The organism is Halomonas sp. KAO, from assembly GCF_015595025.1.
Classification (GTDB): Bacteria; Pseudomonadota; Gammaproteobacteria; order Pseudomonadales; family Halomonadaceae; genus Halomonas.
In genome coordinates this window covers 299265-322277 of sequence record NZ_JADNRL010000019.1, presented here as the reverse complement: position 1 = coordinate 322277, position 23013 = coordinate 299265, and the positions used below count along the sequence as shown (strand labels likewise).

The 23013-nt window shown below is 61.1% G+C and carries 18 protein-coding genes; 14 read left to right on the top strand and 4 right to left on the bottom strand.

From position 1 onward, the window contains the following. The first annotated feature begins 148 nt into the window (after positions 1-148). The 13 genes from IOC61_RS07735 to IOC61_RS07675 all read left to right on the top strand — a co-directional run bounded on the left by IOC61_RS07735 (position 149) and on the right by IOC61_RS07675 (position 15485). Entirely contained in the window at positions 149-1498 is a 1350-nt protein-coding gene (locus tag IOC61_RS07735; protein WP_195688279.1) for a Na(+)-translocating NADH-quinone reductase subunit A, read from the top strand. Continuing rightward, a complete protein-coding gene (locus IOC61_RS07730) occupies positions 1498-2724 on the top strand; it encodes an NADH:ubiquinone reductase (Na(+)-transporting) subunit B (protein ID WP_195688278.1) in 1227 nt (408 codons plus the stop codon). Before IOC61_RS07735 ends, IOC61_RS07730 begins: the two co-directional genes overlap by 1 nt. Then, on the top strand, positions 2724-3542 hold the full coding sequence (locus tag IOC61_RS07725; RefSeq protein WP_195688277.1) for a Na(+)-translocating NADH-quinone reductase subunit C: 819 nt from the start codon (positions 2724-2726) through the stop codon (positions 3540-3542). Before IOC61_RS07730 ends, IOC61_RS07725 begins: the two co-directional genes overlap by 1 nt. A gap of 2 nt (positions 3543-3544) precedes the next feature. Continuing rightward, a complete protein-coding gene (locus IOC61_RS07720; RefSeq protein ID WP_195688276.1) occupies positions 3545-4213 on the top strand; it encodes an NADH:ubiquinone reductase (Na(+)-transporting) subunit D in 669 nt (222 codons plus the stop codon). Between the two features lies 1 nt (position 4214). Beyond that, positions 4215-4832: an NADH:ubiquinone reductase (Na(+)-transporting) subunit E gene (gene nqrE / locus IOC61_RS07715; protein ID WP_195688275.1), complete on the top strand. Its 618-nt coding sequence runs from the start codon at positions 4215-4217 to the stop codon at positions 4830-4832. Between the two features lie 69 nt (positions 4833-4901). Next, complete coding sequence (gene nqrF, locus IOC61_RS07710) at positions 4902-6134, top strand: NADH:ubiquinone reductase (Na(+)-transporting) subunit F (RefSeq protein ID WP_195688274.1); 1233 nt, start codon at positions 4902-4904, stop codon at positions 6132-6134. Positions 6135-6318: 184 nt separating this feature from the next. Next, positions 6319-6573 carry a (Na+)-NQR maturation NqrM gene (gene nqrM / locus IOC61_RS07705; protein WP_132045376.1) on the top strand — a complete coding sequence of 85 codons (255 nt, stop codon included), beginning with the start codon at positions 6319-6321 and terminating at the stop codon, positions 6571-6573. A 517-nt stretch (positions 6574-7090) separates the two neighbouring features. Further along, the gene (locus IOC61_RS07700) at positions 7091-9466 is read left to right on the top strand and encodes a polysaccharide biosynthesis tyrosine autokinase (protein ID WP_195688273.1); all 2376 of its coding nucleotides are present in this window, start codon (positions 7091-7093) and stop codon (positions 9464-9466) included. 30 nt (positions 9467-9496) lie between these two features. After that, positions 9497-10579, top strand: coding sequence for a glycosyltransferase family 2 protein (locus tag IOC61_RS07695; protein ID WP_195688272.1), 1083 nt, complete (start codon positions 9497-9499; stop codon positions 10577-10579). A 139-nt stretch (positions 10580-10718) separates the two neighbouring features. Continuing rightward, on the top strand, positions 10719-11918 hold the full coding sequence (locus tag IOC61_RS07690) for an O-antigen ligase family protein (protein ID WP_195688271.1): 1200 nt from the start codon (positions 10719-10721) through the stop codon (positions 11916-11918). Further along, complete coding sequence (locus IOC61_RS07685) at positions 11918-13180, top strand: glycosyltransferase (RefSeq protein WP_229332993.1); 1263 nt, start codon at positions 11918-11920, stop codon at positions 13178-13180. Before IOC61_RS07690 ends, IOC61_RS07685 begins: the two co-directional genes overlap by 1 nt. Next, entirely contained in the window at positions 13177-14358 is a 1182-nt protein-coding gene (locus tag IOC61_RS07680; RefSeq protein ID WP_195688270.1) for a glycosyltransferase, read from the top strand. Before IOC61_RS07685 ends, IOC61_RS07680 begins: the two co-directional genes overlap by 4 nt. Beyond that, on the top strand, positions 14355-15485 hold the full coding sequence (locus IOC61_RS07675; protein WP_195688269.1) for a glycosyltransferase family 4 protein: 1131 nt from the start codon (positions 14355-14357) through the stop codon (positions 15483-15485). Before IOC61_RS07680 ends, IOC61_RS07675 begins: the two co-directional genes overlap by 4 nt. 506 nt (positions 15486-15991) lie before the next feature. Here the strand turns inward: IOC61_RS07675 and IOC61_RS07670 are convergent. The 4 genes from IOC61_RS07670 to IOC61_RS07655 form a co-directional block, all read right to left on the bottom strand. After that, the gene (locus IOC61_RS07670) at positions 15992-18088 is read right to left on the bottom strand and encodes a polysaccharide biosynthesis protein (RefSeq protein WP_195688268.1); all 2097 of its coding nucleotides are present in this window, start codon (positions 18086-18088) and stop codon (positions 15992-15994) included. A gap of 328 nt (positions 18089-18416) precedes the next feature. Next, the gene (locus tag IOC61_RS07665) at positions 18417-20492 is read right to left on the bottom strand and encodes a YjbH domain-containing protein (RefSeq protein ID WP_229332992.1); all 2076 of its coding nucleotides are present in this window, start codon (positions 20490-20492) and stop codon (positions 18417-18419) included. A gap of 74 nt (positions 20493-20566) precedes the next feature. Continuing rightward, on the bottom strand, positions 20567-21385 hold the full coding sequence (locus IOC61_RS07660) for a capsule biosynthesis GfcC family protein (RefSeq protein ID WP_195688266.1): 819 nt from the start codon (positions 21383-21385) through the stop codon (positions 20567-20569). Positions 21386-21496: 111 nt separating this feature from the next. Further along, positions 21497-22273, bottom strand: coding sequence for a hypothetical protein (locus IOC61_RS07655; RefSeq protein WP_195688265.1), 777 nt, complete (start codon positions 22271-22273; stop codon positions 21497-21499). 2 nt (positions 22274-22275) lie between these two features. Here IOC61_RS07655 and IOC61_RS07650 point away from each other — a divergent pair, with 2 nt between their 5' ends. Beyond that, positions 22276-22437, top strand: coding sequence for a hypothetical protein (locus IOC61_RS07650; RefSeq protein WP_195688264.1), 162 nt, complete (start codon positions 22276-22278; stop codon positions 22435-22437). Positions 22438-23013 lie beyond the last annotated feature (576 nt).

Here is a 23013-nt window from a genome sequence, read left to right as displayed (position 1 = left end):
AACCCTTGCCTCAAGTCACCCCTTGCGACCTTCGCTCAGGTGGTCATCCCTCTGCCTTGTCTTTATAATGCGGTGGATTTTTCGGGTGGGCAGGGCATGTCTCTGGCCCCTTTTCCTCTTATATCCGATCCATCAACTGGGCGAGACTATGATCGAAGTCAAGAAAGGCCTGGATCTCCCCATCACGGGAGCGCCCGAGCAGCGTATCGAGGATGCGCGGCCGGTGCGTCACGTGGCGGTCCTGGGCACCGACTATGTCGGCATGAAGCCGACCATGGAGGTCAAGGAGGGAGATGCCGTCAAGCTTGGCCAGCTGCTCTTCACCGACAAGAAGATCGATGGCGTGCGCTTCACGGCGCCGGCGGCCGGCAAGGTGATCGAGATCAACCGTGGGGAGAAGCGTCGCCTTCTCTCGGTGGTGATCGAGGTGGCCGAGACCGAGGAGGCCGTCGAGTTCACCGCTCATGGCCGCGACTCGCTGGCCGGCCTGGAGCGACAGGCCGTGGTCGACCAGCTGGTCGAGTCGGGGCTGTGGACCGCCCTGCGCACCCGCCCCTACTCGCGTACGCCGGCGGTCGATGGTGTCCCCGCCGATATCTTCGTCACCGCCATCGATACCCACCCGCTGGCGGCCACCCCGGCCAAGGTGATCAACGAGCAGGCCCAGGCCTTCGAGGATGGTCTCAAGGTGCTGACCCGCCTCACCGAGGGCAAGGTTTACCTGTGCAGCGGCCCGGACAGCAGCATCCCCGGTGGCAATATCGACGGCGTTTCTCCCCAGACCTTCGCCGGCCCGCACCCGGCCGGCCTGGTGGGTACCCACATCCACCACCTCTCGCCCGTCGGCCTGCACAAGCGTGTCTGGCATATCGGCTACCAGGACGTCATCGCCTTCGGCAAGCTGTTCGTCGAGGGCAGGCTGGACGTCAGCCGGGTGCTGGCGGTGGGTGGCCCCCGTGCCGAGAAGCCACGGATGCTGCGTACCCGCATCGGCGCCAGCACCGAGGAGCTGCTCAAGGGGGAGGTGATCGAGCCGGATGACACCCGCGTCATCTCCGGTTCGGTGTTTTCGGGCTTCACCTGTGAAGGCAGCCTGCGCTACTTGGGTCGCTTCCACAATCAGGTCAGCCTGCTCGAGGAGGGCAACAAACGTGCCTTCATGGGCTGGATCTCGCCGGGCAAGAACCGCCATTCGGTGATGGGCATCTATCTCTCGAAGCTGACCGGTCTCAAGAACTACGCCCCGACCACGTCGACCAACGGTTCCGAGCGCGCCATGGTGCCGGTGGGCGCCTACGAGCAGGTGATGCCACTGGATATCCTGCCCACGCAGCTGTTGCGCTCGTTGATCGTCGGCGATATCGAGACCGCCATGCAGCTCGGGTGTCTGGAGCTGGATGAGGAGGACCTCGCGCTGTGCACCTATGTGTGCCCCGGCAAGTACGAGTACGGTCCCATCCTGCGTGACAACCTCACCACGATCGAGAAAGAGGCCTGATGATGGGTATTCGACAGACACTCGACAATCTTGAGCCGCACTTCCACAAGGGCGGCAAGTACGAGAAGTTCTACCCGCTCTATGAGGCGGTGGACACCATCTTCTATGCGCCCCCCAGTGTCGCCAAGACCACGGCCCACGTGCGCGATGGCGTCGACCTCAAGCGCATCATGATCACCGTCTGGCTGTGCACCTTCCCGGCGATGTTCTTCGGCATGTGGAACGCCGGCTGGCAGGCCAACATGGCGATCGCCGACGGCTACGGCTCCATGGCCGGCTGGCGCGAGGCGATCATGATGGTGCTGGCCTCGGGCCACAATGCCGACAGCCTGTGGGCCAACTTCGTGCTGGGCGCCACCTACTTCCTGCCGATCTACCTGGTGACCTTCGTGGTGGGTGGCTTCTGGGAGGTGCTGTTCGCCATCAAGCGTGGCCATGAGGTCAACGAGGGCTTCTTCGTCACCTCCGTGCTCTATGCGCTGATCCTTCCGGCCACCATCCCGCTGTGGCAGGTGGCGCTGGGCATCACCTTCGGTGTGGTGATCGGCAAGGAGATCTTCGGCGGTACCGGCAAGAACTTCCTCAACCCGGCACTGACCGGCCGCGCCTTCCTCTACTTCGCCTATCCGGCGCAGATCTCCGGTGACGCGGTGTGGGTGGCGGCCGATGGCTTCACCGGGGCGACCGCCCTGTCGGTCGCCTTCCAGGACGGCATGAGCGCGCTGACCGAGCAGTTCAGCTGGTGGGATGCCTTCCTGGGCTTCATCCCCGGCTCGGTGGGTGAGACCTCGACCCTGGCGATCCTGATCGGTGCGGCCGTGCTGCTGTGGACGGGCATCGCCTCCTGGCGAATCATGCTGGGTGTCTTCCTGGGCATGGTGGCGACCAGCGCGCTGTTCAACCTGGTCGGCTCCGACTCCAACCCGATGTTCGCCATGTCGTGGTACTGGCACCTGGTGCTGGGCGGCTTCGCCTTCGGCATGGTGTTCATGGCCACCGACCCGGTCTCCGCTTCCATGACCAATCAGGGCCGACTGATCTTCGGCGCCCTGATCGGCGTCATGACCGTGCTGATTCGCGTCGTGAACCCGGCCTTCCCCGAAGGCATCATGCTGGCGATCCTGTTCGCCAACCTGTTCGCGCCGCTCATCGACCATATCTTTGTTCAGGCCAACATCAAGCGCCGACTCAAGCGCACCGGTGTGCCGGCCGAGGAGACTGCCTGATGGCACAGAGCAACAACTCCATCAAGAAGATCCTGACGGTGGCGTTCGCACTCTGCATCGTGTGTTCGGTCATCGTCTCTACCGCCGCGGTGGCACTGCGCTCCAAGCAGCAGTTCAACCAGGAGCTGGATCGTAAGACCAACATCCTTAATGTCGCCGACCTCTACGAGCCCGGCATGGATGTCAACGAGACCTTCGCGTCCAGCATCACGCCGCGCGTGGTCAACCTGGAGACCGGCGAATACTCCGAGGAGCATGATCCGGCCACCTACAACGCCTTCGAGTCGCGTCGTGACCCGGCCGCCTCACGGACCCTCTCCGGCGAGAAGGACCCGGCGGGGCTGACCCGTGTCGAGACCTACTCCACCGTCTACCTGGTCGGCAACCCGGATGATCCCGAGCAGATCATCCTGCCGATCCGTGGCCAGGGCCTGTGGGGCCTGATGCGCGGCTTCCTGGCCGTGGAAGGCGACGGCAACACCATCGTCGGCATCACCTACTACGAGCACGCCGAGACTCCGGGTCTGGGTGGCGAGGTGAACAACCCGCGCTGGCAGGCTCAGTGGGAAGGCAAGGAGATCTTCGACTCCGCCGATGCCGTCGCGCCGTCGATCCATCTGGCCAAGGGTGGCGCCAGCGGCGAGAATGAGGTGGATGCCCTCTCCGGTGCGACCCTGACCAGCAACGGCGTCACCAATATGCTGCAGTACTGGCTGAGCCCCGAGGGCTTCGGTGACTACCTGGCCAAGTTCCGTTCCGGCGTGAGCCAGGACGAGGCCCAGGGCGCCGACGTTGAACTCGAAACGGAAGGAGCCTGATCATGTCGGAAGCTACCCCGAAGGGCGTCCTGACGACGCCGCTGTTCAAGAATAACCCCATCGCGCTGCAGGTGCTGGGCATCTGCTCGGCCCTGGCGGTGACGACCAGCATGAGCGTGTCGTTGGTCATGACCTGCGCGGTGATCTTCGTGACGGCCTTCTCGAACCTGTTCGTATCGCTGATCCGTCACCATATCCCGTCCTCCATCCGCATCATCGTGCAGATGACCATCATCGCCTCGCTGGTGATCGTGGTGGATCAGATCCTCAAGGCCTACGCCTACGAGATGTCCAAGCAGCTCTCGGTGTTCGTCGGTCTGATCATCACCAACTGCATCGTGATGGGGCGTGCCGAAGGCTTCGCCATGCAGAACAGCCCGGCGCTCTCTTTCCTGGATGGCATCGGCAATGGCCTGGGCTACGGCTTTATCCTGATGACCGTCGGCTTTATCCGCGAGTTGTTCGGCTCCGGCAGCGTGTTCGGCTTCACCGTGCTCGAGACGGTGCAGAACGGCGGCTGGTACGTGCCCAACGGCCTGCTGCTGCTGCCGCCGTCGGCGTTCTTCATCATCGGCCTGATCATCTGGGTGCTGCGCAGCCTCAACCCGGAGCAGGTCGAGGAGAACGAGTTCAAGATGAAGGCCAACACCGAGCCGAAGGAGGCCGTGTAACATGGAACATTATCTGAGCCTTTTCGTTGCCTCGGTCTTCGTCGAGAACCTGGCCCTGGCATTCTTCCTCGGCATGTGCACCTTTATCGCCGTGTCCAAGAAGGTCTCCGCGGCCTTCGGCCTGGGCATCGCGGTGATCGTGGTGCTCTCCATCTCCGTGCCGGTCAACAACCTGGTCTACAGCTTCCTGCTGGCGGAAGGGGCGCTCTCCTGGACCGGCATCAGCGGTGCCGAGAACATCGATCTCTCCTTCCTGGGGCTGCTCAGCTACATCGGCGTTATCGCCGCGCTGGTACAGATCCTGGAGATGTTCCTCGACAAGTACGTGCCGGCACTCTACAACGCCCTGGGCGTGTTCCTGCCGCTGATCACCGTGAACTGTGCCATCCTGGGTGGCGTGCTGTTCATGGTCGAGCGTAACTACAACTTCGGTGAATCCGTGGTCTATGGCTTCGGTTCCGGCGTTGGCTGGGCACTGGCCATCACGGCCCTGGCCGGTATCCGCGAGAAGCTCAAGTACAGCGACGTTCCCGGCTCCCTGCAGGGCCTGGGCATCACCTTTATCACGGTGGGCCTGATGTCGCTGGGCTTCATGTCCTTCTCCGGCATCCAACTCTGAAGCAGGTCGTCCCCTGTCCGGCACCGGGAGGTGCCGGGTACCAGGCAACGCAAGCAATAGGAAACCGACATGGTTGATACATCACTTATCTTGCTCGGCGTGGTCATGTTCACCGTGGTCGTCATCGGCCTGGTGCTGATCATCCTGGCCGCCCGCAGCAGGCTGGTCAGCACCGGTGACGTGCAGATCGAGGTCAACGATGATCCCGAGAACACCATTACCACCCAGGCCGGGGGCAAGCTGCTCAATACCCTGGCCGCCAATGGCATCTTCCTCTCCTCCGCGTGTGGCGGCGGTGGCTCCTGTGCCCAGTGCAAGTGTCGCGTGGAGGAGGGTGGTGGCGCCATCCTGCCCACCGAGGAGTCCCACTTCACCATGCGCGAGAAGAAGGAGGGCTGGCGTCTCTCCTGCCAGGTGCCGGTGAAGCAGGACATGAAGATCGAGGTGCCCGAGGAGGTGTTCGGCGTCAAGAAGTGGGAGTGCGAGGTCCTCGAGAACCCCAACGTCGCCACCTTCATCAAGGAGCTCAACCTCAAGCTGCCCGAGGGCGAGGAGGTCGCCTTCCGCGCCGGTGGCTATGTGCAGCTGGTGGCACCGCCCTACGATATCGCCTTCAAGGACTTCGATATCGAGGAGGAGTACCGGGGCGACTGGGAGAAGTTCGGCCTGTTCAACGTCTCCCACAAGAGCAACGAGGAGGTCATCCGCGCCTACTCCATGGCGAACTACCCGGAAGAGAAGGGCATCCTCAAGTTCAATATCCGCATCGCCACGCCGCCGCCCAACACCGACCACCCGCCCGGTCTGATGTCGACCTACGTCTTCAGTCTCAAGCCCGGCGACAAGGTCACCGTGATGGGACCCTTCGGCGAGTTCTTCGCCAAGGACACCGATGCCGAGATGGTCTTCGTGGGTGGTGGTGCCGGCATGGCGCCGATGCGCAGCCATATCTTCGATCAGCTCAAGCGCCTCGACTCCAAGCGCAAGATTACCTTCTGGTACGGTGCGCGTTCCTGGCGCGAGACCTTCTACAACGAAGAGTATGACAAGCTGGCCGAGGAGCACGACAACTTCGAATGGCACCTGGCGCTCTCCGACCCGCAGCCCGAGGACAACTGGGAAGGCCCCACCGGCTTTATCCATAACGTCCTCTACGAGAACTACCTCAAGGACCACCCGGCCCCCGAGGACTGCGAGTACTACATGTGTGGGCCGCCCATGATGAACGCCTCCGTGATCAAGCTGCTGCTCGATCTCGGGGTGGAGCCCGAGAACATCATGCTGGACGACTTCGGCGGATGATTTCACCCGCCGCAGGCGACAACAAGGGCCGGCCAGAAGGCCGGCCCTTGTTGTATCCGGCGGTGATGATTGCAGGTATAGCTGAAACATGAGGCGACCTGCACTGTCTGCTGTACAAGACCAAATGCTACCGGATGAACCGCCCAGCCGATGATGGCAGGGCACCACCCAAGGAGAGATCCTGATGACTATCTGGCTTATTGCCCTGGCCTTCATGCTGCTGATCATGGCGGCGATGGCCGTCGGCGTGATCATGGGCCGCAAGCCCATCGCCGGTTCCTGTGGCGGACTCAACCAGCTCGGCCTCAAGGACGGCTGCGAGATCTGCGGCGGCAAGGACGAGGTCTGCGAGGAGGAGAACCGCAAGCGTGGCAGCGCCCGCCGACGCAGCGACGAGAGCCGCGGTGCCGACCTGGGGTATGACGCTACGCGGCGCTGAGGCCTCACGTATCCGGGAGCCTAACGCCGCCAAGAGCACACTTGCCGCATCAAATGCCTGCACCCCCCATCAACTTTGTTGATGGGGGGTGTCCCGTTTTTGGCTCATCGCCATTCGCATGATTTGCGAGTCTCGTGTTCTAGGATGGTGGCTCTGCCGCGCGACCGGTGCCGTCAAGCGCCTCGTTCATGCAACAAAGCATTATGACACCGCTCAAGGAAGCCTGTGTTCTCCCATCGCGATGCAGAGCATCTTCCCACTCAGAACCTGCCGAGTAGAGGTGGGGGTGCCCCGGGCAGTGCGAGTAGCAAGTATCTGGCCCTCTAAGCGTTACGAAAACCACTCCTTTCGGACTAACCATAACTGTAATTTTGTGTAATATTGTGTTGCATGACGTCCTGGCAGCACTCGTTGTACCAGCCGCATCTGCCGATGGAAGCCTGCACGCGTGTGGGGAGCGCAACAGATTGTGCGAGCTCCACGATAAGACCTTTCACATAAGGGTCGATATCCGAGCATGAATACGTTGACGGCACAGTTCGCTAGTCAAATCGAGATTAGTCGCATCATTAGCCAGCTATTTGATCGTAGGTGGCTGATCGGCATGATTACACTTGGATTTGCGTGCGGGGGGATTTTCTATGCCATCGTGGCGACGCCCATCTACCGAGGCGACGCTCTGGTGCAAGTCGAGAGACGTTCGTCGGTGAGCCCCCTCGGTGATCTGGCGAATGTGATGGGGGACTCGATGGCTGGCTATTCCGAAAGCAGCACCGCCGCGGAGGTGCAGATACTCCAGTCACGCATGGTGCTTGGACAGGTTGTCGACCGCATCGAATTGGATAATGTGATCATCCCCAAGGAGCTACCGCTAGTGGGGGGGGCTATTCGGAGACAGCAGCTCTCGCGCCCAGAATTTGTCGATCGCGATATACATCTGGGTGGTTGGTTGCCAGAGAAAATCCGGCTGCCAAGTATCATTCCCACCGACACCTTGCCCGAGGTCTTCAAGGCAGGTATCGAACTACCTGAATTCTTGCAGAGCCCGTTCACCCCACCAGGGTTTGATCTGGCGCGTACGGCCGTGTGGCACGGTGAAACCTTAACGCTCGGCTTGCTCGAAGTGGCCGACCACCTGCGTAATCAGCCGCTGGTCGTCACTGCGCTTGGCGAGGGCCGTTACTCGCTTACGCGGATCTATAAAGGGAGGGCTCGGCTCCTGGGAGAGGGGAAGGTCGGCAGGGTCGAGCGCTTTTTGAATGACGAGGTTAAGCTTCGCATCGCTACCCTCGAAGCTGTTCCGGGTGCCCAGTTCACCTTGATCAAGCGTTCGCGCTCCGCAGCCATAACATCCCTTGCCAAGCGTCTCCGCGTGAATGAGCTCGGGCAGGACAGCCCTCTTGGTGCCAGCGCCAGTACCGGGATGCTGAGGCTCATGCTGACCGGTGACGACCGAGCCGAAATACGCCGATCCCTGAACGCCGTGATCGAAACCTTCCTCACCCAGAACGTCGAGCGCAAGTCAGCAGAGGCTGACCAGAGCCTTGCCTTCCTAAAGGAGCAGGCCCCGGAGTTGCGTAACCACCTGGCAGCTGCCGAGGAGAGGCTGAACGAATATCGCATGGCGCAGCAGAGTGTCGATCTCAGCGCCGAGGCTCAGGGCGCCATCCAGCAGTTTATCGCCCTCGATAGTCAACTCAGCGAACTCGAGTTTGAGGAGGCAGTACTGGTTCAGCGTTACACCAGCAGCCACCCGACCTACCAGGCATTGATCCATCAAAGGCAGATACTGCTCGACGAGCGGGCCGAACTGGAGGCCAGGGTGAGTGAGCTACCCGGCGCTCAGCAGGAGATCATCAGTCGCACCCGGGACGTGGAGGCCACCCAGGTGATCTATGTCGATGTGCTCAACAAGATACAGGAACTCGAGATCGCCAGGGCGGGAATGGTGGGCAATGTACGGATCATCGATGACGCCCTGGTGGGCGTACTGCCGGTTGAGCCGCGCAAGTCATTCCTGGTGATCCTGGCCACCGTGCTGGGTGCCATGGCTGCGGTCGGCTTTGTCTTGACGCGAGCGCTGTTCAAGCGCGGTATCGAGACACCGGAACAGATCGAGGATACCGGCTTACCGGTCTATGCGAGCATACCGCGCGCCAATGCGCAGAAAAAATTGAACAAGCGGGTGAGGCACCGTAACGAACATCATTATCGTAACGTGTTCTCCGAGATACTGGTGGAGGTGGAACCCACCGATATCAGTATCGAGGCCTTGCGCAACCTACGCACTAGCCTGCATTTCACCATGCTCGATTCCCAGGACAATAGGTTAATGATCACCGGCCCCAGTCCTGGTGTTGGCAAGAGCTTCATCACCGTGAACCTCGCGGCAGTCTGCGCCCTGTCTAACCAGCGAGTGCTAGTGATCGACGCAGACATGCGCAGAGGGCAACTGCATCATGCCTTTGGCACCCATGCACAGGGCGGGCTCTCCGAGCTGCTAGCGGGCCGGCTTTCCGATGAGCAGGCCATTCGCCACTCTAGAGTGCGCGGCCTCGACTATATTTCACGGGGCCTGGCACCTCCTAATCCCTCGGAACTGTTGCTCGGCGCCTCGCTCAAGCCCTTTCTGGCCCGGGTCAGCGAGCGGTATGACCTGGTCATCATCGATAGCCCACCAGTGCTGACGGTCACCGATCCTGCGGTGTTAGGCGCCCAGTGCGGCACCACGCTGATGGTAGCGATGTTCGAAACCACTACCAGCCGTGAACTCAATATTGCGAAGCGACGCCTGGAAAACGCCGGTGTTACCCTCCAGGGGGCGATTCTCAACGCCATGGAACGCAGAGCAGCCGTCAGCTATGGCGACGGTGACTACCAATATGCTTATTAACGGCAAGGGATCAAGGTGAGGAGTCATGCAATGAAATCAAGTCTGAAGGGGCTGGGCATGAAACCGATGGTTAGTGAAGAGGAGATCATGGCGACCTGGCCCATGGCAACCTCTGAGGGCTCACCATTGGTCACTATCTTCTGTGCGACATATAACCATGAGCAGTATATTGCATCAGCATTAGATGGAATGTTGGCCCAGAAAACCAGCTTTCCTTTTGAGGTCGTGGTCAATGATGATGCGTCAGACGATGGTACGGCGGATATCATTCGAGGTTACTTGAATGGCTATCCCAACCTGATCCAGGCCAACCTTCATCTCGAGAACCAGTTGCGTCAGGGTATTTCTCCGGAAGAACATACCTTTCCCATGTGTCGTGGGCGTTATATCGCCTTCTGCGAAGGTGACGATGCCTGGAAAAGCCCCGATAAACTGCAGCGTCAGATAGAAATGCTTGAGGCCAATCCCGAGTGCGATATGGCTTTCCATCCCGCAGAGAAGCACTACTTCGGCCTGGGGCGCCAGAGTATAACTGGATATTACGGAAATTCACCAAGGGTGGTGAGTGCCGAAGAAATTATCGAGAAACGGTATGGAAGTATTCCCACCCAGTCCGTGATAGTGAGATCGAGAGTTGCATTCGAGCTTCTGCGTTTTATGAAAGGGCAGGAGGATAAGATGGTTGCCGATGTCTATCGTAATATGCTTGCGTCACAACGGGGAGGTGCATGCTACCTTCCTGAAGTGATGAGTCTTTATCGATTTCGTGTTCCAGGGTCTTGGTCGAGCAGTGTCAATGATATCAACAAGAAACTAGTGCACTATCGCCGACGAATCATTTCCAACAGGCGCATGGATGCATGGCTGAAGTATCGCTTCACACGAAGTTTCGATATCGCCAACTGGCACATGATCTTAAAAATCCTGAAGTCTCCCGAGATCAGCGACAAGGAACGGCGTGACTTCTATTTCAGCTATGGCGACAAGCTTGGCTTTCCCGATCGCCTGCTGGCCAGGCTACTGCTCGCCTGGCCTGAGAGCATCGACCATTACCGTGGCGTAAGGGAGTGGATCAGGCGAAAAACATCCCCGATGGGGCAGGCAGAGACCTGATCTAGGGGTCACCGGGCCAATTCTATTGCCGTGCTAACGGTGTTGCCGAGGCAAGAGTGACCAGGACATATTGATGGATCACCCTCCCTGACATGCTGCATAAGGTGTCGGGCGGTGACACAGGTAGAGGTCACAAGCGATGCGATCCATACATATTGTTGCCATCCTGCTGTTTCCGGTGATCTTTACCATACCGATCGAAAATGTGCTGGTCATCGATGGCCTGGGCACCATCAATCGTGTGATCGGCATTGCCGCCGCACCAGCGGTATTCTTCCTGGTGCTCGCGGGGGGGCGAGTCAATCAGGCCGTCTATATGCTTGGGCTTGCCATGCTGATGTTTATTGTGTATGGCGGACTCTCCATCGCTTGGGCGCCCTCATCCCATGAGGCCTATATCAGCTGGTTCTCCATGGTGCAGGTCATGGTGATGGCGCTGATGATTAGTCTGGCGGGTATCTGCTACGGACTAAAGGTGATCTGCGTACCCTATCTTATGGGTGCTGTATACGGTGCGATAACCGTGATCTCCTATGCTGCATCATCGGACAGCATTCGTCGAATTGTGGTGGATAACTTCAATCCCAACTGGATGAGTTTCCTGTTCGTGATGTCCGGTGTTTGTCTCTTTGTCTTGCTGGATTCCGCAAGCTTCAAGGCGCGTGTTTTCTATCTGTTTTCATGGTGCATTATTGGTCTTTCCATCTTTCTTCTTGGGTCAAGAGGAGGCATGGGGTTTTACGTGTTGATGAGCCTTTCCATCATGCTAAAGCTCACCTTTATCTACAAGCTGATACTGGTTGTTCCTGTCGCGCTCACCATGCTGGTCTACCAGCTGGTGGTGCAGGCCGATATCGAGTACCTGCTGATGCGTTACATGATGGCCGGTGACCTGATTAGCTCCGGCGATTTCTCGGGTCGCGGCAATATCTGGCAGCATGGAATGGATGGCCTCGGCAACCCCTTGTTCGGGGCTGGCATTGGAAGTTTTCACGAGATCATCGGGCTTGCTCCACACAATGCCTTCCTGTCGGTGGTGTTTGGGCTCGGAATTGTGGGGCTGGTCATGTACCTGGGACTATGGCTCGGCCTCATCTACCTTTTTCTTTGCTTGGATCGTGGGCGTATAGCAGCCATGGTCATGGGGGGGGCACTTTTAATTCCGATGAATCTGGCCAATTGGGAGTTTCACAAGGGGTTGTGGTTCGCGTTTGCGGTAACTTTCGCCTACGCCATCTTGCGCTTGATCGATCAGTCACATAAGCGTGTATCTCTTCTGGATGATGATGGCTACACCAGGCAAGACGTGCTCCGACCGCTCACGACGGTGACATCTTGATGATTACAACAACATCTTGCGTAAAGGAGTCCATAGTGACATCTCAATCAATACAACCTGTCACCCTATTTATACCCTCGTTAAGTGGGGGGGGAGCCGAGCGTGTTTTCGTCAACCTGGCCAATGAATTCGCTCGTCAGTCGGCGGCGCCCGTAGATCTTGTTGTCGCAAGAAGCGGCGGCCCGCTGGTCGGCGCTGTTTCATCAGACGTGCGCATCGTGGATCTCGGCAAGAAGCGGGTTGCACATGCCATGCTGCCGCTGCTCGGTTACCTGCGCCGAGAGCGACCCCAGGCGCTGCTCTCCACCATGAGCGAAGCCAATGTAATCGCGCTTCTGGCGTGGCAACTGGCCGGCCGGCCATGTCGCATCGCGATCCGGGAAACCTGCGCGAAGCGCAGCGACGAAACGGTGCCGCCGGGGATTCGCCAAGCCGCACTGCGCTGGATGATGACGCGGCTTTATCCCAGGGCCGACACCATGGTGGTGATCGCCGACGATGTGCTGGCGACCTTGCAGCGAGACGGCATTCATCCCGGCCGTTGCTGCCATATCGGCAATCCGGTGACACCTCATTCTGCGTCGGCCTTAACATCATCCACGCGGGCCTCAGCATCGTCCACGCCAGGCTCAATATCGGCGGCGGGCACGACAGCCATGCCGAGCTGGCTTGAGTTGCTTCCCCGTGAGGCGCAGCTGATCTGTAGCGCCGGCCGCCTGGTAGAGGCCAAGGGCTTTGACCTGCTTCTGGCGGCGTTCGCTCGACTGCAGGACCCTCGGCTGCATCTGGCCATCCTCGGTGATGGCCCCCTCCATCAGACGCTGCTGGCCCAGGCACGAGAGCTGGGCGTCGAGGAGCGTGTGCATCTGCCCGGCTTCGTGGCGCAGCCGCAGCACGTCATGGCGCTCAGCCGACTCTTTGTGTCGTCGTCTCGGCGGGAAGGCTTTCCCAATGTGCTGCTCGATGCCCTGGTGGCCGGGGTACCCATTGTGGCGACCCACTGCCCCGGGGCCTCGGCCGATATCCTCGAGCACGGCAGGCACGGGGTGCTGGTCCCGCCGGAGAGTGTCGAACGCCTTGTCACGGCGATGACGCGTGCGCTGCAGGCGCCGGTAGGCACACCCGAGTCGCGACAGGCGCGTGCCGATGACTTCAACCTATCCCGTATTGCACGACGCTATCTTCACGAGGCCCTCGAAGTCGTTGAACCACAGCCCTCTGTGGAGGCCGTCAGCCACTTCTGCCCAGAGGAACGAGCATGAGAGTCGCACATATCATTACCAGCCTGGGAGAAGGAGGAGCGCAGGCGGTGCTCTTCCGGCTATGCACCAACGATCCCGACAACCAACATACGGTCATCAGCCTGATGGCAGAGGCACGTTATGGGCAGATGCTGAGCGAGCGAGGCTTTCGCGTCATCAATCTCGATATGCCGCGTGACAAGTTGCGCCTGGGACCCCTGTGGCGGCTGTGGAAGCTGCTCAGGCAGGAGCGCTTCGACATCGTTCAGACCTGGATGTATCACCCTGATCTTCTGGGGGGCCTGGTTGCCCGCCTAGCAGGACAGCGGCGAATCTTCTGGGGCATTCGCCATACCGGCCTGGAGCCCAGTCATAGCGCCCGCTCGTCGATCTTGATCGCTCGGTGGTGCGCCTGGCTCTCGCCCTGGTTACCCATCGCGATCGTCTGCTGCGCCGAAAGGGCGGCCCAGGTGCATCAGGCGTTGGGCTACTGTGCGGACAAGCTTCGGGTCATTCCCAATGGCTACAACTTCTCTCACTGGAATGTGGACCCGAGTGAAGCGCGTGTGCTTCGCCACTCGCTCGGCGTCGATGATGATACCCTGCTGATCGGCATGGTGGCGCGCTGCCATGCACAGAAAGATCATCAAAACCTGCTAGATGCCATCGTCAAGCTTCGTCAGCAGGGCATTGCGGTGCGCTGCCTACTGGTGGGCGATGAGGTCACGCGAGATAACCCCGAAGTAGATCGATGGATCGTTAGCCGGGACTTGGGCGACAGCGTTGTGGCGTTGGGAAAACGTACCGATATTCCGCTGGTGATGGGGGCACTAGATCTGCATATATTGTCCAGTCAAGGCGGTGAAGGGTTTCCCAATGTCGTTGCCGAGGCCATGGCGGCAAGTACGCCCTGCGTGGTGACAGATGTGGGGGATTCCGCTCGAATCGTGGCCGGTGATGGTTGGGTCGTTCCCCCGTGTGACAGTTCTGGCCTGGCTGATGCCATTTCCAAGGCGCTGGCAGAATGTCGACAGCACCCCGGTGCTTGGCGAGCCCGACAGCAGCGCTGCCGACAGCGGATTCGCGACGAATATGGGATCGATCATATGGTAAACGCATATACATCGTTGTGGCAGTCAACATTGTCAGGGGCCGTAGATCCAGGCGTCACCAGGAGCTCCGAGGGGCAGAGCTCATGACACGTCGTTTCCTGTTGATTGCTGGATATGCGCCGTCACTGATCAACTTCCGCTGGCATCTGATGCTGGCATTACAGGAGGATGGTTTTGAGGTTCACGCTGCGGCCCCCAGCCTTTCGGCTGATAGCGAGATACACCAGCGTCTGGTTGCCCAGGGGATCCAGGCTCACGACGTACCCATGCAGAGGAACGGCATGGATCCACTGGCAGACCTCGCCACGCTAAAAGCGCTATATCGGTTGATGCGGCACGTGTCGCCCACGCATGTCATGGGCTACACCATCAAGCCGGTAATCTACGGCAGCCTGGCCGCGCGTTTTTCCGGAATCCCGTTTCGCTTCTCGCTGATCACTGGTCTTGGCTACGCCTTTATCGAGGATTCAATGACTATAAAACGGCGTGCTCTCCAGCGTTGCATTGAAGGCCTATACCGGCTGGCCATGGCCTGCTCACACACGGTCTTCTTTCAGAACCCTGATGATATGCAGTTGTTCATTGACAGAAAGATCCTCGGCAAGACTTACGCTGTAGTGGTGAATGGTTCGGGAGTGGATATCGAGCATTTTGGTGTCACCGCACTGCCGGATACGCCTGTCTTCGTGCTGGTCGCCCGGCTTTTTGCCTCTAAGGGAATTCGTGAGTACGCCGAAGCGGCGCGCCTACTACGCCAGGAGTATCCGCAAGTTCGATTCCAGTTGGTTGGTGAGCCAGACCTCGGTCCCGATGCCATCGCCCCGGCGGAGCTGCAGGCCTGGTTGACTGATGGTCGGCTCGAATATCTGGGCCAGCTTGATGATGTGCGTCCGGCGATTGCCTCGGCAACGACGGTCGTTCTTCCGAGCTACTACCGTGAAGGAATACCCCGAACGCTACTCGAGGGGCTTTCGATGGGGCGAGCCATTATCACCACCGATACCCCAGGCTGTCGCGAAACCGTGCAAGAGGGATATAACGGTCATTTGGTGTCGCCGCGTTGTGTGATCTCGCTGGTCAACGCCATGCGTCGAATGATCGAGCAACCTGATCGCCTGCAAGCGATGGGGATTCATTCACGTAGAATCGCCGAAGAGAGGTTCGAGGTCACTCGGGTCAATACCGTCATGCTGGAGGAGATAAATGCCATTTGAGTAAGCGCCTGTTAGACATCGTTATCACTGCGCCGGCGCTGCTGCAGGCACCACTACTGATCATCAGAACATCATCGCGATTGTGGTGCGAATCGTCATGGGCCCCACGGTGCTGCTTTGCCAGCAGCGTCCGGGCATCACCGGCTGGGCGTAGGTCGACGGCCGCAATGCCCTCGACTGGAGCGACAGGCTCCGACTGGATGTCTGGATTCTCTGCCTGACCGTATGGCGGGTATGTTAGATGCCTGGCGTTAGGCAGCCCGGGCATGGCACCAGCCCCGGTTTTCAGGGGCAGCGGCATAAGTCGTAGCCAGGGGCGAGGTGAGAGGTGTGAAGGCTGATGTTTGGGGGGAAATAGAGAGGCAGGGGTAAGGTTCGGTGAGTGAGGAGTCAATAAGGGGCGCGCATTAGCGAGAGGCTGTCTGTTCGGCGTCACGCTGATTTACGATGAACCAAAAAACAAGGAGCGAGGTGTCTGTTCCTCGCACCTCGTCCCTCGCCCCTTATCATGACCTTGCGATCAGCGCCTGGCTGAGGCTCTGGTCGGTCAACAGTTGAGATTCATCCGAGACGGCCTTGACCATCTTTACCTTCCTGCGGTTTGTCGTCGAGGCGTTACGTGTACCGAAGCCATTGCTACCAGAGGTCAGGCTGAGATCAGTAGCGCAAACATCCTGGGCCGTGTCGGGCGTGGCGCCCGGAAGGGGCAGACCCTGGCTCAGCCACTCCAGGTCGACGATGGGGCTGTCGGGCTGATAGGCAGTCGGGGCGGTACCCAGCAACTCGCGCACCTGCTCCATCGCGTTGGCCTGCACGGCCTCCTTCAGGCGCTGCAGATAGGGGGCGAGCCTCTCCCACTCCCAGTGCTGCTCCTCTTCGGTCAGGATGCGCGGATGATCGGTCAGGCTGGCGTCGGCTCCGATCAGCACCTCCTCGTATAGCTTTTCACCCGGACGCAGCCCGCTGAAGACGATCTCGATATCGCCCGCGGGTTGGCCCACCGAACGAACCTCCAGGCCGGAAAGGCGAATCATCTGGCGAGCGAGGTCGGCAATCTTCACCGGCTCTCCCATGTCCAGCACGAACACATCGCCACCCTTGCCCAGGGCGCCGGCCTGAAGCACCAGCTCGGCCGCTTCGGGAATGGTCATGAAGAAGCGCGTGATATCGGGGTGGGTCACGGTCAACGGGCCACCGTTGGCGATCTGTCGCTTGAACAGGGGGATGACCGAGCCCGAAGAACCCAGCACATTGCCGAAGCGCACCATGCAGAACCGCGTGCTGCGCTGGTGTCTGGCCAGCGCCTGGCAGATCAGCTCCGCCAGCCGCTTGGTGGTGCCCATCACGTTGGTGGGCCTTACCGCCTTGTCGGTGGAGACGAGCACAAAGGTTTCGACCTCGGCGGCCACCGCCGCCAGGGCGGTCTCCATGGTGCCGAACACATTGTTGCGCACGCCCTCGGCGACGTTATACTCCACCATCGGCACATGCTTGTAGGCGGCGGCGTGATAGAGCGTCTGCACACCGAAGCTGTGCATCACCCCCTCAAGGCGCTGACGATTCTGCACCGAGCCCAGCAGTGGCTTGATCTCGATATCGGTCAGTCCCTCAGCCGTGGCGATATCACGCAGCTCGCCATCGATGGCATAGAGCGCGAACTCGCTCAGCTCCAGCAGCAACAGCATGCGAGGCCGCTGGAGCAGGATCTGCCGACACAGCTCGCTGCCGATCGACCCTCCGGCACCGGTCACCATGACCACTTTGTCGCGCACATCGGCCTGAAGCAGCTCCTGACGGGCCGCGACCGGTTCGCGCCCCAGCAGGTCCTCTACCGAGACATCGCGGATCTCGTTGATCTGTGCCCCGTGCCGAACCATGTCCTCGATGGCGGGAATTGTCTGCACGGCTGCCTTGAGGGTTTCCAGAGAGTGGAGGATCTCGCGGCGTTTCACACGGGGCAGGCTCGGCATGGCCAGCAGAATGCGCTCGGCGCCGCAGCGCTCGATCAGTTGCTCCAGCAGCAGCGGCGAGTACACCTTGAGGCCCTGAACAATGGTGCCGTGCATGCCACGCCAGTCATCGATAAAGGCCACGGGCAGGAACTCCTTACCCTGGCGCAGCGAGTGGACCAGCTGCACCCCGGCCGAACCGGCCCCATAGATGACCACCCGGATGCGCGGGCGCATCGTGACCTGCTGGTAGAGGCTGCGTACCACCAGCCGCGAGACACTGAGACCGAGCAGCGAGAGCAGGGCAAAGATCGACAGCGTCGAGCCGGAGAGGGGGAAGCCCAGGGCCCGGCCAGCGCCCCAGAGGGTCAGGCACGCGAGCGGCAGGCCGACTGCCATGGTCAGCAGCGCTCGCAGCCCCATAAAGCGCACGATGGCATGATAGAACCCCATCAGCCACAGCGTGATCAGGCAGAGTGGCACCGAGATCAGCAGCATCGGCGACGCAGCGTCGGCCGCCGCCGTCACGGCTCCCTGCTTCAATACCGTTGCCAGCACCAGGCAGGCCGAGAGTATCAGGGCGTCCAGTATCAACAGCAGAAGCCGCTTGTTTCGGCGAGAGATGCGAAAGGCGCGTTGCAGCAACAAGCTCATCGGCCTGACTCCTTATGGCGAAATTACCTACGTCCAAGACCCCCATTACCTCGACACGCCTAGAGCATCTGGCTATTGCAATCGAACGCTGAGTTATAGCCCTCAATCACGTCCCCAGTTGCACCTTCGAAGAATGCTGTGGTTTAGAAGTGGTTAAATGTGACGGTATGTAACTTCACTATAAAGCCAATCGAAGTGTTGCCAAGTTGAAATCGGTGATGGGCCAGGATGATGGAAGCCATACTCGAGGGACCGGACGGGAGATCATATGGATTCCCGATCCGGTCCCTTCGATGCCATCACGAGGCAAGCGGAAGGGTGCAGGGGCTCACTCCCAGGTGGCGGGGTAACCGTCCCAGTAGGGTGTCAGGTTACGCTCCTCGGTCATGTCATAGAGCCGATAGCGCCGACCCAGGCGGGCCCCGCCATCGCGGGTGAGCGGGCGCCATGCCAGGGTGGCCGCACTACGACTCGAGCGGGTAAAGAACGCATCGAGGGGAAAGGAGACATACAGCCCCTTGTCGAAGCCCCCCTCGCCGAAGTCATCATCGGCATCGGTCCAGGTGCCCCAGGCACCGACCCGCACGCCGGAGTCGAACTCTCGTGACAGATCCAGGGTGCCGCCGACATCGCCGGCCAGATAGCGGCCAACGCTCACCTTGGCCAGGATATCCTCGAAGCCGGTTTCGATATAGGCGTTGAGATGACCGGTCCAGGTGTCATAGTCACGCATCTCGAAACCCTGCTCGAAGTCGCGCTGGCGCACCCAGTTGACATCCGCGCCAATGGCGAAGGGGCTATCGAGAGGGCGGTGCAGCACCTCCGCGCCGGCACCGGCAAACATCATCTCCAGCAGGCCGGCATAGCCCATGGCGTACCAGTCATCGGCCAGGTTGGCGGTGCGGGTGTACTGCAGGTTCTCTATCCCTACATCGGAGGCCGACAGGTAGTCTCCGAGATAGCTGCGTACCCGGGGCAGTTCCGAGGGCCCCAGGTACTCGTAGCCATCGAGGTTGTCTGCCATCGTCCAGGCACCGGCGGCGGAGAGCCAGCCATTGCGATCGGTGTGGTATTCGCCCGAGGTGACCATTACCAGCCGATAGAGATAGCCATCCGGGCCGCCGAAGTTCTGGTCGAGACGCGGCCCCACTCGCCAGTTGAAGCGCTGGGGCGATTCACGATGCACGATCTCTTCGCGGGCCGGCTTGGCCAGTCGAGTATGGGAATAGATCCCGTAGCGGTGACCAAACTCCCGGTCTGCCGATTCTGCCGCCGCCACGAAGGCAGCACGATCATGCACATCCTCACGCAACGCCAGCCCGTTCTGCTGCCACTGGAAGCGGAAGGTATCGATCTCCGGTGAGGCCTGGGCGTGCAGGATGCGCGCGGCGCGCCCCTCGCTCTGGTTAAGGTTGCGGAAGGTCTCGGGCTCGGCCACCACGCGCAGGCTGTCGCCACTCTCGGCGATCTCATGCACCCGAATGCCGGCATTCTCCTCCAGGGCCTGGGACACGTTGGCCCAGTCCGGGAATGCGGGGGCGTTGATATCCCGTGGTGCGGGATCCCGCTTCACCTGGGTGAGTCCCGCCAGGTCGACGTGATAACTGATGCCGGCCATGGCGGTGCTGCCCCGTTGCCAGCCGGCGCGTAGCTCGAGATTATCGGTCACGGCAAGGCGGGCGCCGATATTGACGCGTGACTCGCTCTGCTGATCGTTGCCGAGCGGCTCGTCGGTGTAGTCGTTGCCCTCATACTCCAGCTGCAGCACCAGCGGGTCCCAGGGCGTCTGCCACTCCACGCCACCGAAGATCGAGGCCGGGCCGTGGAACAACGCGTCCACGGCGAACTCGCCGCCCTGGTCGCCACCGGCCCGGTTCGGCCGGTCGTCGAAGCGGTCGGCGAGCCAGCCCAGGGGCGAGTCGATATCACTGGCGGCCCCCAGGTAGCCCCAGCCGATGCCCAGCGTGAAATCGAAGTCATACCAGCGCTTGCTCGCCGCCAGATACTCGGAGCCGAACAGGGTCGTCCCTCCCACGTCACGCAGCCCCACGGCCAGCTGTGGCCAGTAGCGGGTCTCCTCGAGCAGGCGAAGCTTCATGTCAAAGCCCTTGTCGAGGTAGCGGTCGAAGAGGCTGGTACTGACATCCTCGACCTCCACATAGCGAAAGCCGCCCTCGAACCACTCGACCGGCTGGATAAACACGCTGTAGCGACGATAGGGCGCGGTGCGGCTCCAGTTGATGCTCATGGTGCCCACGGGCGCCATGCGCGCCGTAGGGGTCTGCATCAGGCCGACGCCACCAAAGTCGCTCTGCCCCGCGCCCAGCTGCCCGGCGATACCCTCCTGGCTCAGGGCGGGGGGCGCCATGGCAACCCCCAGGCTGCCGGTTACCAGTGCGACCATGCTTGTCCTGACATTTCTAGTGATGTTCTGGCCAACACGTCCGCTGACGTTACGGGTAACGATAGTGACAGTTTTCATTCCTTGACCTCGTGTCCCTCGTCGTTGCCCCATACCCGGCAGCGCTCACCGGGTACGCGGGTCGCCAGCAGTTCGGGCAGGCGCCGGTTGATCAGGTCTACCTCATCGCCGACCCCCGGGAAGGGCAGGGCGCCCCGAAGCCCTTGGCGAGAGGGTAGCTCCAGGAGCACGCGACTCCCCGGGGCAAGAAGCGTCGGCTGATAGTTCCAGGCCGCGATGCCGCGACGATGAACCTCTCCCAGCGGGGTGACGATGGCGGCGGTATCGCTCTGGCGGGCCGCGCTGGCGGTCAGCGAGTCGCGCAGGTGCTCGAGTGACATGTCGGGCACCCAGTCCAGTCGCGTGACGCCGTCCAGGCTCCAGACCTCCACCCAGTTCGGCGCCTCACAGACCCCGAAGTGAACGATGCGCTTGAGTGGAGGATTGTGGCGTAGATTGGCCGCCAGCCAGGGCAGGTCCAGTCGCTCCGGTGTACGGATATGTCGGTCCTGCCATTCGCCGAGATGCGAGCGCCAGGCCTCAAGGCTCTGTTGGCGTGGCGCGTTGCCGGCCACCCGGGCGCTGACCGCCAGGGTATGCAGATCGCCGATCAGGCGTCGGCGCAGGCGCGGCACAGTCTCGGCGGTGGTGTCGCGAAGCGCGAAGGCGTGCTGCCACTCGATGGCGCCGGGCTGGCGCCGTTCGAGGTCCAGCCAGGCATTGGCCAGGGTCGCCGGTGGTGTGGTGGCGCCAAGTGCCGTTCCTGTGCCGCCCAGGCCAAGGGCAGCTGCCGCCAGCCACGCCCTGCTTCGTCGGCGGAAAGCTCCGTTAATCACATTGTCCCCTTGTTCCCCGTAACCCATGGCACCCAGGCCGAGTCACGTCCTCTATTGGATAGTTGGCCCCAGCTGGAAGGGTGGCCCCTTCTCGAATATTGATCTGTTGCGTCACCACCAGGCGCGCGCGACCCGCCACTCGATATGTGGGGCTCCCGGCCAGGGCTCCCCCTCCACGGCCCAGAGGCGCAGGGTGTCACGGTCACGCCACAGGGTTGAGCGAGTTTGCTCGCCATTTTCCCAGTTCAGGGTCATCTCGCAGCGCTGCAGCCGTTGCTCACCCAGCGGCAAGGCGAGAGGCTCCAGCGTATCGTGGCACGCCAGGGCGCCACGGGCCCCCAGCTGGCGAGGCAGCCCATCCGCCTCCAGCCATTGGCGTTCCAGGCGAAAAGCCCCGGGGCGCACTTCCTGCCATGGCACATAGTCCAGGGTGTCGTCCAGGGTGCCTGCTGCCCCGGCGTCTGCCTCTCGGTGCTCCACCTCTCCGGCATCAGCGCTCGGCGCCTGCAGAGGGAGATAGCGGGTACCTAGGAGATCGCTGCCCAGGCCGCTGGTCGCCTGCAGGCCATCGCGGTGGAGCACCAGCACGCCCTGGTGGCCCATCGGCCAGTAGGTGGTTTCGCCGGTCGTGGTGCCCAGCACCACCAGACCGCGATGGCGCTGGCTGTCAACGGCAAGCGAGGCGTAGGGGAGGGCGTCGGCCCGCTGAGAAAGGCTCGCTTCGCCGGTGGCCCCCTCGGCCAGCAGGTTCGTCAGGGCATCGCCCAGGGGGGGCTTGCCGCTACTGGCACAGCCTGTCAGCCAGAGCAGGCAGGCGCCCAGGGTCAGCAGGCGGGCAGCAGGGCGGCGCCTCGAGGGGCAGCCGGCGGGGTCATGGAAGTTCACCATCGATGAGCGATGCCTCAGTTGGTGCCGGTGCCGGTGCCAGTGCCCGTGCCCGTGCCCGTGCCGCTATTGTCGCCATCGGTTGTCAACGCCACCAGAATGCCGAGGCCGAGCGCCGCGCCGGCGGTGACGAGAGTGGCCTGGGAGAGGCCGGTCGCCTTGCTTAGGCCAGCCGGGGAGCCTCCCGCTGCGGGGGAAGGCTTTGCGGCGCCCTGGGCCAGGGCGGTGGAGCTCGCCAGCATGCCGGCAACCGCCAGTAGGGCGAATGGGCGTTTAAGCTGCGCTTTCATGGTCTCTCTCCTGGATCGTGGCGTGTTGCATCGGACAGGGCGATTTGATCGTAACCGTTTGTACACTCTAAGCATAGCCGCATTACGTCTACCATGTCGTGACAGCAGCATGTCGCCAAGCTCTCTGGTTCGGCTTGACGGGCAAGCATAGGCTTCAGGTGTAGGGTTAGGCTTACCCCGGTGTAGGAGAGGAGCGGCAAATAGAGCCGTCTGGTGATTCACTCCTCGTTCCGATAGTGATGGTCGCCTTCCTATGTAACGTTCAGGCGTTAAAGCCAGTCGGAATTCGCCCTGACATCATGAAGTTGGGGCGAACGTGCTGGCTTGGAGCTCAGCCTAATGGAGCCCAACATAGTGGAGTCTGGCCTAGAGGAGGGCTTTGTAACCCTGGGACGGGAGTGTCCTGTTTTCTACTTGGAGAGCCTGCCTGGGCTGGGTATGGACCGCACGGGG